Source organism: Erwinia sp. 9145 (assembly GCF_000745075.1).
Classification (GTDB): domain Bacteria; phylum Pseudomonadota; class Gammaproteobacteria; order Enterobacterales; family Enterobacteriaceae; genus Erwinia; species Erwinia oleae.
In genome coordinates this window covers 3600019-3612564 of record NZ_JQNE01000001.1, presented here as the reverse complement: position 1 = coordinate 3612564, position 12546 = coordinate 3600019, and the positions used below count along the sequence as shown (strand labels likewise).

Annotated in this window: 10 protein-coding genes; 4 read left to right on the top strand and 6 right to left on the bottom strand. The window is 58.4% G+C overall.

What is annotated here, in order from left to right; all coding sequences use genetic code 11:
- Positions 1-8 precede the first annotated feature (8 nt).
- The gene (locus FA91_RS17110; protein ID WP_034917636.1) at positions 9-767 is read left to right on the top strand and encodes a DeoR/GlpR family transcriptional regulator; all 759 of its coding nucleotides are present in this window, start codon (positions 9-11) and stop codon (positions 765-767) included.
- Between the two features lie 198 nt (positions 768-965).
- Positions 966-3056, top strand: coding sequence for a 4-alpha-glucanotransferase (malQ, locus tag FA91_RS17105; protein WP_034917635.1), 2091 nt, complete (start codon positions 966-968; stop codon positions 3054-3056).
- Positions 3057-3099: 43 nt separating this feature from the next.
- Here malQ and nfuA read toward each other — a convergent pair whose 3' ends face one another.
- Both nfuA and gntX read right to left on the bottom strand, forming a co-directional pair.
- Positions 3100-3675, bottom strand: coding sequence for a Fe-S biogenesis protein NfuA (gene nfuA / locus FA91_RS17100; protein ID WP_034917634.1), 576 nt, complete (start codon positions 3673-3675; stop codon positions 3100-3102).
- A gap of 58 nt (positions 3676-3733) precedes the next feature.
- Positions 3734-4417, bottom strand: coding sequence for a DNA utilization protein GntX (gene gntX / locus FA91_RS17095; protein WP_034917632.1), 684 nt, complete (start codon positions 4415-4417; stop codon positions 3734-3736).
- 34 nt (positions 4418-4451) lie between these two features.
- On the opposite strand from gntX, the gene bioH reads away from it, so the two are divergent.
- Positions 4452-5228 carry a pimeloyl-ACP methyl ester esterase BioH gene (gene bioH, locus FA91_RS17090; protein WP_034917629.1) on the top strand — a complete coding sequence of 259 codons (777 nt, stop codon included), beginning with the start codon at positions 4452-4454 and terminating at the stop codon, positions 5226-5228.
- Positions 5229-5393: 165 nt separating this feature from the next.
- Entirely contained in the window at positions 5394-5663 is a 270-nt protein-coding gene (locus tag FA91_RS17085; protein WP_034917628.1) for a DUF1471 domain-containing protein, read from the top strand.
- 36 nt (positions 5664-5699) lie between these two features.
- Here FA91_RS17085 and FA91_RS17080 read toward each other — a convergent pair whose 3' ends face one another.
- The 4 genes from FA91_RS17080 to FA91_RS17065 all read right to left on the bottom strand — a co-directional run bounded on the left by FA91_RS17080 (position 5700) and on the right by FA91_RS17065 (position 12467).
- Positions 5700-7388, bottom strand: a complete 1689-nt coding sequence (locus tag FA91_RS17080; RefSeq protein WP_034917625.1) for a sugar phosphorylase — start codon at positions 7386-7388, stop codon at positions 5700-5702.
- Positions 7389-7468: 80 nt separating this feature from the next.
- Positions 7469-9772: a Fe(2+) transporter permease subunit FeoB gene (gene feoB / locus FA91_RS17075; RefSeq protein ID WP_034917623.1), complete on the bottom strand. Its 2304-nt coding sequence runs from the start codon at positions 9770-9772 to the stop codon at positions 7469-7471.
- A gap of 12 nt (positions 9773-9784) precedes the next feature.
- Complete coding sequence (feoA, locus tag FA91_RS17070; RefSeq protein ID WP_034917621.1) at positions 9785-10009, bottom strand: ferrous iron transporter A; 225 nt, start codon at positions 10007-10009, stop codon at positions 9785-9787.
- Between the two features lie 133 nt (positions 10010-10142).
- Positions 10143-12467 (bottom strand): Tex family protein, encoded by a 2325-nt coding sequence (locus FA91_RS17065; RefSeq protein WP_034917618.1) that lies wholly within the window; start codon positions 12465-12467, stop codon positions 10143-10145.
- Between the last annotated feature and the right edge of the window lie 79 nt (positions 12468-12546).

Below are 12546 nucleotides of genomic sequence, written 5' to 3'. Positions count from 1 at the left end.
AGAGCTTTGTGAAGCAGACGCAACGTCACGACGCCATTATCGATTTGGTGCGTCGTCAGGGTTATGTCAGTACGGAAGAGCTGGTGGATCACTTTACCGTCAGCCCACAGACCATTCGCCGCGATCTGAACGATCTGGCGGAGCAGAACAAAATTCAGCGTCACCACGGCGGCGCGGCGCTGCCTTCCAGTTCTGAAAACACCGCGTGGCAGGATCGTAAAATGATGTGGTCGGCGGAAAAAGCGCGCATCGCCCGCCGGGTTGCCAGCCAGATCCCTGATGGCGCCTCGCTGTTTATTGATATCGGCACCACGCCGGAAGCGGTGGCCCACGCGCTGATGAATCACACGAATTTGCGGGTGGTCACCAACAACCTCAACGTCGCGATGCTGCTGATGTCCAAACCGGATTTCAGCCTGATTATTGCCGGTGGTGAAGTACGAACCCGCGATGGCGGCATCATCGGTGAAGCCACGCTGGACTATATCTCACAGTTTCGCCTCGACTACGGCATCCTGGGCATCAGCGGTATCGATATGGATGGCTCGCTGCTCGACTTCGATTACCATGAGGTACGCACCAAGCGCGCCATTATTGAGAATTCACGCTGCGTAATGCTGGTGGCGGATCACTCAAAATTTGGCCGTAACGCGATGGTCAACCTCGGCAATATGAGCCTGATCGACTATCTGTTCACCAACGAAGCGCCGCCGCCCGGCGTGCTGAAAATGATTGAGCAGCACGACGTTCATCTGGAACTCTGCTGAACCCCGCGCGGCACGGACGCCGCATCATCCTTATTTTTAACCATAATTTCCCACAGCGATGAGCATTTTTCCCTTTTACGGTCTTAACTGTAAGAGGCGTGAGCCCGTATTTGATTTTGTTCGTTATTTAAGAAGGAAGGGGTATGTCGCAGCAGAGAGTTAATCCGTTTCGTTCTGGTATAAATAACGGGCGGAAGCATGGATAAAAAAAAGTTTGAACAGATGGCGGCTGCGGCAGGTATTGCCGCGAAATACGTCAATGCCAAAGGCGAGCCGGAAGAGATCGGTCGCGAGGTGCGCGAACGGCTGCTTGCCGCGATGTCTGACCTCTGGAAAGCAAAGCCCGGCCCGATCCCGGCCTGCAAGGTTTTTATTCGTAAACGCACCATGCAGTTGGGCGTGACCGGCAAAGGCGAGTATGTCTGGCGACTGGAGACGGAAAACCAGCGCGAATACAGCGGTCAGGTCAGCGCCGGTGAGGCGATCACGCTGCCGGGTGCGTTACCCTTTGGCTACCATCAGCTCCGGCTGAGTCAGGGTAAAAAGTCCTGGACATGCCGGGTCATCATCGCGCCGAAACGCTGCTATGAACCTGCGCCGCTGCTGGAAGGCAAGAAGCTGTGGGGCGCCTGCATACAGCTTTATACCCTGCGCTCGGAAAATAACTGGGGCATCGGCGATTTTGGCGATCTGAAACAGATGATTGCCCACGTGGCCGAACGGGGCGGCGCTTTTATCGGACTCAATCCCATCCATGCGCTCTATCCCGCCAGCCCGGAAAACGCCAGCCCGTACAGTCCCTCATCCCGACGCTGGCTTAACGTTATCTATATCGACGTGGCGGCGGTGGCGGATTTTCAGCAAAGCAAAGCCGCACAGCGCTGGTGGCAGCAGAAAAATACCCAGGCGCGCCTGGCGAAGGCGAGGCAGGGCGAGTGGGTGGATTACCGTCTGGTCAGCGAGCTGAAAATACAGGGGCTGCGCCATGCCTGGCAGCATTTCTGCCAGCGGCCGGACAACGACGACGCCTGTGAGGCATTTGAGGCCTTTATCGCCCACGGCGGCGGCAGCCTGTTCTGGCAGGCGGCTTATGATGCGCTGCATGGCGCGATGCTCACTGAGGATCCGCAGCGCTGGGGCTGGCCAGCCTGGCCCGAAGCGCTACAGGATATCCACGGCGAGGCGGTTCAGGCATTCTGTCAGGAGAACGAGCAGGAGATCCGTTTCTGGCTGTGGTTGCAGTGGCTGGCCGACACGCAGTTTGCCGCCTGCTGGCAGCTCAGCCAGCAGCATGAGATGCCCGTTGGGCTCTATCGCGACCTCGCGGTCGGCGTGGCGGAAGGCGGCTCAGAAACCTGGTGCGATCGAGAACTGTATCGCCTGGCGGCCTCCGTTGGCGCGCCGCCGGACCCGCTCGGGCCGCTCGGGCAAAACTGGGGGCTGCCGCCGATGGATCCGCACGTGATGACCGCGCGCGGCTACCAGCCCTTTATCGATTTGGTTCGCGCCAACATGCACAACTGCGGCGCGCTGCGCATCGATCACGTAATGTCGATGCTGCGGCTGTGGTGGATCCCGCATGGTGAAACCGCCAACGTTGGCGCTTACGTTTATTATCCGGTTAACGATCTGCTGGCGATTCTGGCGCTGGAAAGCCATCGCAACAAATGCATGGTGATTGGCGAAGATCTGGGCACTGTGCCGCAGGAGATTGTCGCCATGCTGCGTCAGGGCGGTATCTATTCGTGGAAGGTGATGTACTTCGAGCAGGAGAGCGGCGATCGCTATCGGGCGCCGTCTGCCTGGCCGCGGCAGTCGATGGCCAGCGCCACCACGCACGATCTGCCGACGCTGAAGGGCTTCTGGACGGCGGGCGACCTGGCGCTGGGCGAAACGCTGGGTGTATATCCTGACAAAGCGGTGCTGCAAGCGCTCTGTCAGCAGCGTGCGCGGCAGAAGCAGGCGCTGCTGGAGGCGCTTCATCAATATGGCTGCCTGCCAAAGCGTAGCGGAAAAAAAGCCAGCGTAATGGAGATGACGCCCGTGCTGAACCGTGCGCTGCATCGCTTCATCGCCGACAGTAACAGCGCGCTGTTGGGGCTGCAACCGGAGGACTGGACGGGTATGGAAAAGCCGGTGAACGTGCCGGGCACCACCGATCAGTATCGCAACTGGCGGCGCAAGCTCAACGTCACGCTGGAAGAGATGTTTGCGGACAGAGAGGTAACCGGGCTGCTTAACGATCTGAACCGAAGAAGGAAAACCGGGAAGCCGTTAAAAAAGGCGTAGGAGAGGATGCGGGCGGTGAAGGCCGTCCGCATGAACAAAGAGCTTAGTAAAAAGAGTGTTCGCCGCGTTGATGCTCGGTCAAATCGCGCACGCCTTTCAGTTCAGGGAAGGTCGCCAGCAGCTCTTTCTCAATACCTTCCTTCAGAGTCACGTCAACCATCGAACAGCCGTTACAGCCGCCGCCAAACTGAAGAATGGCGTAGCCTTCATCGGTGATTTCCATCAGCGATACCCGGCCGCCATGGCTGGCAAGCTGTGGGTTGATCTGCGCCTGAAGCTGATACTCGACGCGCTCAATCAACGGCGCATCATCGCTCACTTTGCGCATTTTGGCGTTAGGCGCTTTCAGCGTGAGCTGGGAACCGAGGTTGTCGGTGACAAAGTCGATTTCCGCTTCTTCCAGATACGGCGCGCTCAGTTCATCAACATACGCAGAAAGCCTGTCAAACTTCAGTTCAGTATCGGTGGCTTCAACCGCGTCTGGCGGACAGTAAGAGACGCCACACTCCGCCGTTGGCGTGCCTGGATTAATCACGAAAACGCGAATCTGGGTGCCATCTTCCTGTTTTGACAGCAATTTTGAGAAGTGCTCCTGGGCAGCATCAGTAATTCGGATCATGGCGATTGCTCAATAGTTGACTAATTTAGTTGGTTATTATACGCCCAACGCCGACGCTCTACAAGGTTCGGCACAGGCACCATACCTGCACGCTGGCCGCTCCGGCGGCAAGTAAAATGCCGCTGATCTCTTCGACGGTACTGCCGGTGGTGACCACGTCATCCACCAGGGCGATATGTTGCCCTTTGACGGCGATTTCAACCCGAAATGCACCGCGCAAATTCCGGCGGCGGGCACTGGCGCGCAGGCTGCGCTGGATTCTGGTCTTACGCGTTCGCGTCAGCCCGCCCGCAGCATAGCGGCAGCCACACCAGCGGGCCAGATAACGGGCGATATCGCTGAGCTGATTATAACCGCGCCGCCAGGCACGCATTTTATGTAAGGGTACACTAAGAAGCAGGTCGGGATTGCGCAGCCCGTGCTGACGACGTGCCGCCAGCCAGCTCAGCAGCAGCAGTCGCGCCAGCGTTCGCGACAGCGCGGTAGCCTGATGAAACTTCAGCTTTTTTACCAGGTCGCTCACCGGCGGCCGCCAGTCGCTTACGGCGATGAGCCTGCTCCATGCGGGAGGGCGCGCCAGACAGCGGCCGCACGCCTGACGAGAGTGCAAAGAGGGCAGGCCGCAGCGCGGACAACAGGGCGGCAGCGCGGGCAGGCTGCGCAGGCACAGGCTACAGCAGCCATGATGCGACAGCGCCAGCGGCATCTGACATAGCCAACAGGCGGTGGGGATTGATAGCATAGCGGCCTCCATGGCAAAAACGAGACTATAACGGATGACGCAGCTTTACTGGCAGACTATCGGCAGGGGTGATCACGATCTTGTGATGCTGCACGGCTGGGGGCTGAATGCAGAGGTATGGCACAGCATTGTTTCGCGGCTCAGCCCGCATTTTCGCCTGCATCTGGTCGATCTCCCTGGCTATGGCCGCAGCCGTGATTTTCCGGCGATGGACGTTGAGGAAATGGTTGCGGCGCTGTTGCCGTTCGCGCCGCAGAAGGCCATCTGGCTGGGCTGGTCGCTGGGCGGCCTGGTGGCCAGCAAAATGGCGCTGCTGCACCCGGCACAGGTGAGCGGATTAGTCAGCGTCGCTTCCTCCCCCTGCTTTACGGCGAACGACGACTGGCCGGGTATCAAGGCGGATACGCTGCGCGGCTTTCAGCAGCAGTTGCGCGATGATTTTCAGCGTACCGTGGAGCGTTTTCTGGCGCTGCAAACGCTGGGCACCCAGACAGCCCGCCAGGATGCGCGCTTATTAAAAAGCGTGGTACTGGCGCTGCCTGCGCCGGATGTGGGCGTGCTCAACGGCGGTCTGGAGATCCTGCGCACGGTGGATATTCGTAATGAGATGCAGGCGTTAACGGTGCCGATGCTGCGTATTTACGGCGCGCTGGACGGCCTGGTGCCGCGTCGCATTGCGCCGTTGCTGGACGCGGCCTGGCCGCAGAGCGAGTCGGTTATTATCGATAAAGCAGCGCACGCGCCCTTTATCTCTCACCCGGACAGCTTCTGCGATCGCCTGGTCGTCTTCGCGGCGGGACTGAAAGAGTAATTTTTCTCCTTAAACAGTGGCGATTTATTCATTAGAGATAATAATTGTTCAGGTAGGCAGGATCGCTTAATTTTACCTCTGGACTGCCGGGAGCAGGCTGCGTCCGCCTCCCGAATGCACATCCGGCGACTGCTTACTTCCGCTAATAATTAAGGAGTTTTTTTAATGAATATGTTCAAAACAATTGCAGTGGGTCTGCTGGTTGGCGGCGTTTCTTTCGGTGCATTTGCGGCCAAAGAAGTGACCAAGGAAGACGTGCAAAAGATGAATCTGGAAAAAATCGGCACGGTAAACACCACCTCGGAAACCACGTCGCCGATGGATGCGAAGGAAGCCCTGTCGAAGCTTGCCGATGAGAAGGGTGGGAAATACTTCCTGGTGATTGCAGGACGTGAACACGGTAAGTTCAGCGCCACGGCGGATGTTTATAAATAACACGCCGTACAGGCGGCGCTCTGCCGCCTGTTTCTCTTAACTTTTCAGCCAGAGCCAGTGCCACGGCGCCAGCGTTAACGGCTGTTCCCCGTCTACGATCTCATCATGAACGATATCGCGATAACGCTGACTCTCCGGCGGTGTCCATGCAATCGCGCGCGCGCTGAGGTTATAAACACACAGCAACGGACCTTCATCATTTTTCGTCCGACGGCGCATCACCAGCAGCGCGTTATCGCTCTCCAGCACCTCCATCGGCGCGTCGGGGTGAAAAGCGGGCTGGCGAATACGGATCCGAATCAAATGGCTTAACGCATGATAAACCCGATGGCGCAGCGACTGCGGATCGCTTAAATCGGCTTCAATCGCGCTGATGGCATACTTTTCGCGGTTGATCGCCCGGTTGTGGCCTGCGGCTTTAACCCCTTCTATATCGTTTCGCGAACCGAGAATGCTCTGCACATAAATCGCCGGCACGCCGGGAAATGCCAGCAGCAGCGCGTGAGCCAGCAGGAAGCGCAGCAGGCGGGTATCGTCGCTGTCATCCTTTTTGTTCAGCGCATCCATATAGGTGACGTTGATTTCGTAAGGGCTGGTGGTGCCGTCAGGATTATTTTTGTAGGAGATCAGCGCGCCTTCCATCGCCAGGTCGCGCACCAGCGAAACGATTTCCGTTTCCGGTAAAATGCCCCGCAGCGGATTCAGACCGATGCCGTCATGGGACGCGAGAAAATTAAAGAAGGTGGTGGCGCCGCCGCCCTGATCCAGCGAGGCGGCCCACTGTTTCAGCGCACGGGACGAGCCGTTATGGATGGCGTGCAGCACCAGCGGCGGCAGCGAGAACTGGTACACCATCTGCGCTTCATCATGCCCGTTGCCAAAATAGCTGATGTTGTCTTTGTGCGGCACGTTGGTTTCGGTGATGATTACCGTACCTGGCGCAACCTCGTTTGCAATGGCGCGAAACATTTTTACCAGCAGATGCGTTTTATGCAGATGAATACAGGAGGTGCCGGGCGTTTTCCACATGTAACCTACCGCATCCAGCCGCACGTAGTCGGCACCTTTCGCCAGATAATCCAGCAGCACGTCCACCATGGTTAACAGCACCGCAGGATTGCCGAAGTTCAGGTCGATCTGATCGGCGCTGAAAGTTGTCCAGATAAAATGCGTGGTGCCGTCGGCCATTTCAAACGGCGTGAGCAGCGGCGAGGTACGCGGACGGGTGACGCCACTGAGATCGGTGGCGGGCGGCATGCTGATAAAATAGTCATTCCAGGCGGGGTCCATCGCCAGATACTGCTTAAACCAGGCGCTGTGCGCCGACATGTGATTGCAAACGAAATCAAACATCAGGCGCGTATGCTGGTGCAGCCCGGCGATATCCGCCCAGTCGCCGCAGATGGCGCTGACCTGATGGTAATCGATAACGGAAAAACCATCGTCGGAGGAGTACGGGAAAAAGGGCAGCAGATGCACGAGATTAAAAGTGGATTGCAGATGCTGCTGATAAAATCGCGATAAGGTGCGTAAGGTTGGGGCTTCGCTCTCACGGAACTGATCTGCGTAGGTGATCAGCACCACATCTTTTTCATCCCAGTGCGTTTTACGCTGATGGTTGAGCGCGGCGCGCGTGCGCTGAATGGCGTTTATCAGCCTTTCCCGGCAGTCGGCGGGAAAGGCATGGTCGTAGATCTCATCGATTAACTGATTAATAACGTCCATTTTTTACAGTGTGCCGCTGTCAGCCACGTTAACTTTCACTGTAGACCGTTGAAGCAAAATCGCAACTTCAACAATGCGGATCAGTGGCAGCTTCCGCTTTTGGCGCAGCCCTGGCAGCCCGATGCGGTGAGAGTCTTCAGCGCCAGACGCTCCGGCGGCAACCTGACCTTTTTCAGCGTGATCCACAGCAGCAGATTAAACAAAACGACCGCCAGCAACGTAGCGCTTGCAGACTGCGGATGCTGCGTAAAGGTGGCGAACTGATAAAAAATCGTCGCCAGCGAGTAAGCCAGGTTCAGGCCCCAGAAAATTGAGAACAGCATCCAGCGGCGGCTGCTTTCGCGCGCAACGGCACCCATTACCGAGACGCAGGGAATATAGAGCAGCACAAAAATCAGATAGCTGTAAGCTGCGGCGTCGTTGCCAAATTTAGCATGCATGACGCCCATTGCGCCGCCGGCCATTTCGCCGTCGCCTTTGCTGGCTTCAATTGGATTGAACAGCACGTCCGGCCTGAATGCCGCCTGGACGCTGTCCCACGTTTCCGTCAGCGCCTCACCCAGTTCGTTAAACAGGCTGAACTCTTCGGCATCAAAAGCTTCTTCATGCAGCGCTTCAGCGGTATAGAGCGTGTTCAGCGTGCCGACCACCACCTCTTTCGCCATCGCGCCGGTGATTAATCCCACCGTTGCCTGCCAGTTATCGGCCTGTACGCCCATCGGTGACAGCAGCGGCGTGAGCTGGCGGCTCAGCGTCGCCAGCGCCGAATCATCGATAGCGGACACCGGCCTGCCGCTAAATGAAAAACTGTTCAGGGCGCCGATGAGTACGCAGACCGCGACGATCACTTTACCGGCTCTGAATACAAAGCTTTTCAGCCGCTGCCAGGTCTGAATCAACAGACTTTTCAGGTGCGGCACGTGCCAGGTGGGCAGTTCCATAATAAATGGCGTCGCCTCGCCGCGCAGCAACGTATGTTTCAGCGCCAGACCGGTCAGAATGGCGGCGGTGATGCCCAGCAGGTATAGGCTGAATACCACCAGCGACCCGTTCTGACCAAAAAAGGCGGCGGCGAACACCGCAAAAATTGCCAGTCGGGCGCCGCAGGACATAAACGGCGCCATCAAAATGGTCATCAGCCGCTCGCGCGGCGCGTCAAGCGTGCGTGCGCCCATCACCGACGGCACGTTGCAGCCGAAACCAACAATAAGCGGCACAAACGATTTTCCCGGCAGTCCCAGCGCCTGCATCAGGCGATCCATCACAAAGGCGGCCCGTGCCATATAGCCGGAGTCCTCCATCAGCGAGAGAAACAGGTACATCAGGCCGATTTGCGGCACCAGCGGCATAACGGTATTGATGCCGCCGCCAATGCCCTGCGCGAGAAACAGCGTCAGCGGCAGAGGGAAGTGCAGCGTGGCGCCGAGCCACTGCATACCGTGGATAAAAATTGCCGCCGAACCGAGGTCAAACAGCGGCTGGAGCGCGCCGCCCAGGTTGATCGCCAGGAAAAACATCAGATACATCACCAGCAGAAAAACCGGCAGCCCGAGCCAGCGGTTAAGCACCAGGCGATCGAGACGGGCGGATAGCTGATGCGGCGTGGCGCTGTCGGGCAGGATCGCCGCCTGGCTGATGGTTTCAATGGCCTGATAGCGCGCGGCCGCGATACGCAGCGGCATATCCTGCGGAACGTCGGGCGACGTCAGCAGCCGGGCGGCGTCGCCCATTTGCGAGGCGCAGTAAATATCACCTTCAAGCGCCTGGCGCGCCAGCCAGTCGCGCTGGCGTGGCGATAACTGCGCAGGCATCGCTTCGCTCAGCGATCGGACGGCCTTCTGCACCGCGGCGGGCCAGTCAATGGCGATGTGATCTGGCTCGCCGCGTCGGGCATCAATGGCGGCTTTCAGTTGCTCAATGCCTTTGCCGCGACTGGATACCAGCGGCACCACCGGGCAACCGAGGCGCTGCGCCAGAGTGGGGATATCAATGATTATCTTCTGGTTCTGCGCGATATCGAGCATATTCAGCGCCACGATGCAGGGCACGCCCAGCTCTTTAAGCTGAAGCGTCAGGTAGAGATTGCGCTCGAGATTGCTGGCGTCCACCACGTTAATCACCAGATCCGGCTCGCCGCTCAGTATATAGTGGCAGGCGATTTGCTCGTCCAGCGAAGCGTGTTCAGACGCTGTGGTCAGGGAATAGGTGCCGGGAAGATCCACCAGCCGTACGCTGGACTGGGCGGTGGTAAAGAAACCTTCTTTGCGCTCAACCGTAACACCGGCCCAGTTTCCCACCCGCTGGCGCGCGCCGGTGAGCTGGTTGAACAGCGTGGTTTTTCCGGCATTTGGGTTGCCGATCAGTCCGATCGTTAACGTTTTCACTTTTCGCTCTCCTTAGCGCAGCGCTTCAAGCTGAAGAAATGCGAGGTCTTTTTTCCGTAACATCAGGTTGACGCGAGGGGTGGCGATTTGCACGGGATCGCCAAACGGCGCGATGCGCTTAACCTCAAAAACCGCGCCGGGCAGCAGCCCGAGCGACAACAGCTTCTGGCGGAACGCGGCGCTGACGTCAGATGAGAAGGTAATAATTTTATAATGCTGTTGCGGCATGAAATGCATAATCCACCCTGATGACGGAAGGTAATAATCAAGGGGGAAAATTATAATGAGAATTATTCTCGAATAATTTGATGCAAGACAAGCTTAGGGATGGACAAAAAAAGAGCGGATCGAACGATCCGCTCTGCGATCTTTAATTTTTCTTGCCGAAAGCCGCTGCCAGCGCATCGCCCATCGCGCTGTTGCCAGCGGGCTGCGCAACCGGCCGGGGCCGTGGCTTCCCGCCGCGCGGTGCGGCTGCGCCATCGCGTGCGCCGCCGTTGCCGCGACGCGATGTGGTTTCGCCAGGCTGCTCGTCCAGCCGCATCGTCAGCGCAATGCGCTTGCGTTGCAGATCGACCTCCATCACTTTGACTTTGACGATATCGCCTGCTTTAACCACCTTGTGCGGATCGTCAATGAAGCGGTCAGAGAGCGAGGAGATATGCACCAGCCCATCCTGATGCACGCCGATATCAACAAACGCGCCAAAGTTGGTGACGTTGGTGACCGCGCCTTCCAGCACCATACCCGGCAGCAAATCGTTCATCGTTTCAATGCCTTCCGCAAACTGCGCGGTTTTGAATTCAGGACGCGGGTCGCGGCCGGGTTTTTCCAGCTCTTTGATAATGTCGCTGACCGTCGGCACGCCGAAACGCTCGTCGGTAAAGTCTGCCGCTTTCAGCCCACGCAACGCCGTTGGATTGCCCATCAGCAGATCCAGAGTTTGCTGCGTGGCCGCCATAATACGCTGCACTACCGGATAGGCTTCCGGGTGAACCGTTGAGGCGTCCAGCGGGTTGTCGCCCTGGCTGATGCGCAGGAAACCAGCGCACTGCTCAAAGGCTTTCGGCCCCAGCCTGCCCACCTTCAGAAGCTGCTGGCGGTTCTGGAAGCGGCCATTTTCATCGCGCCAGCCGACGATATTCTGCGCGATCATTTTGCTCAGGCCCGCCACGCGGGTGAGCAGCGGCACGGAGGCGGTGTTCAGATCAACGCCCACGCCGTTAACGCAGTCTTCCACCACCGCATCCAGCTTCTTCGCCAGCTGACTCTGGCTGACATCGTGCTGATACTGACCGACGCCGATGGATTTCGGATCGATCTTCACCAGCTCGGAGAGCGGATCCTGCAAGCGACGCGCGATGGAAACGGCACCGCGCAGGGAGACGTCAAGATCCGGGAACTCCAGCGCCGCCAGCTCGGAGGCCGAGTAAACAGAGGCGCCCGCTTCGCTGACGATAACCTTTTGTGCCTGCACCTGCGGAAACTGTTTCTGCACGTCCATAAAGAAGCGCTCGGTTTCGCGCGAGGCGGTGCCATTGCCGATCGCCACCAGCTCCACCTGATGTCTGGTGCAGAGCGCCGCCACGGCGGCAGCGGCTTTCGCCGTCTGGCCGGTGTGAGGATAGATGGTGTCGGTGGCGACCAGCTTGCCGGTGGCGTCCACCACGGCAACCTTCACGCCGGTACGCAGGCCGGGATCGAGCCCCATGGTTGCGCGCATGCCCGCCGGGGCGGCCATCAGCAGGTCGTGCAGGTTGCGGGCAAAGACGTTAATGGCCTCGTCTTCAGCACGTTCGCGTACCGTGCCCATCAGTTCGGTTTCCAGATGCAGCAGCACCTTAATACGCCACGTCCAGCTCACCACGGCTTTACGCCAGCCGTCCGCCGGTGCGTTGTTCAGGCGCAGATTAAGGTGATCGGTGATGATCTGCTCGCCGTGGCTTTCGCGCGGCGGCTCATCAAACTGCGGATCGGCGTTCAGCGAAAGCTGCAATACGCCCTCATTGCGCCCGCGAAGCATCGCCAGCGCGCGGTGTGAAGGAACGGTGGCGAGCGCTTCGTGATGGTCGAAATAGTCGCGAAATTTCGCGCCTTCTTCCTCTTTCCCTTCCACCATGCGGGAAACCAGATGCGCGTTTTTCCACAGGTAGTCGCGCACTTTCGCCAGCAGCGCGGCGTCTTCAGCGATGCGTTCCATCATGATGTAGCGCGCGCCATCCAGCGCGGCTTTGATGTCGGCAACACCTTTCCCGGCATCAACAAAATCAGCGGCCAGCACGTCAGGATGGTGCGACGGATCCTGCCACAGCGTTTCAGCCAGCGGCTCCAGACCCGCCTCAATAGCGATCATGCCGCGCGTGCGGCGTTTGGGCTTGTAGGGCAGGTAGAGATCTTCCAGCTCGGTTTTACTCAGGGTGCCGTTAATGGCACTGGCCAGTTCATCAGTCAGCTTGCCCTGCTCGCCAACGGATTTGAGGATTGACTGGCGACGCTCTTCCAGCTCGCGTAGGTAGCCCAGACGGCTCTCCAGCTGGCGCAGTTGGGTGTCGTCCAGCCCGCCGGTCACTTCCTTACGATAGCGTGCGATAAACGGCACGGTATTCCCTTCATCCAGCAGACGTACAGCGGCGTCCACCTGTTCTGCTCTGGCGTGCAGCTCACTTGCGATTATGCGGCTCAGCGAATCTTTCATTTTTGCGTACTTTATGGCTTAAGGATCAGCGGACAGTTATACGGACTGCGGGCAAAAATTGCCAGCGTGTGACGACCGC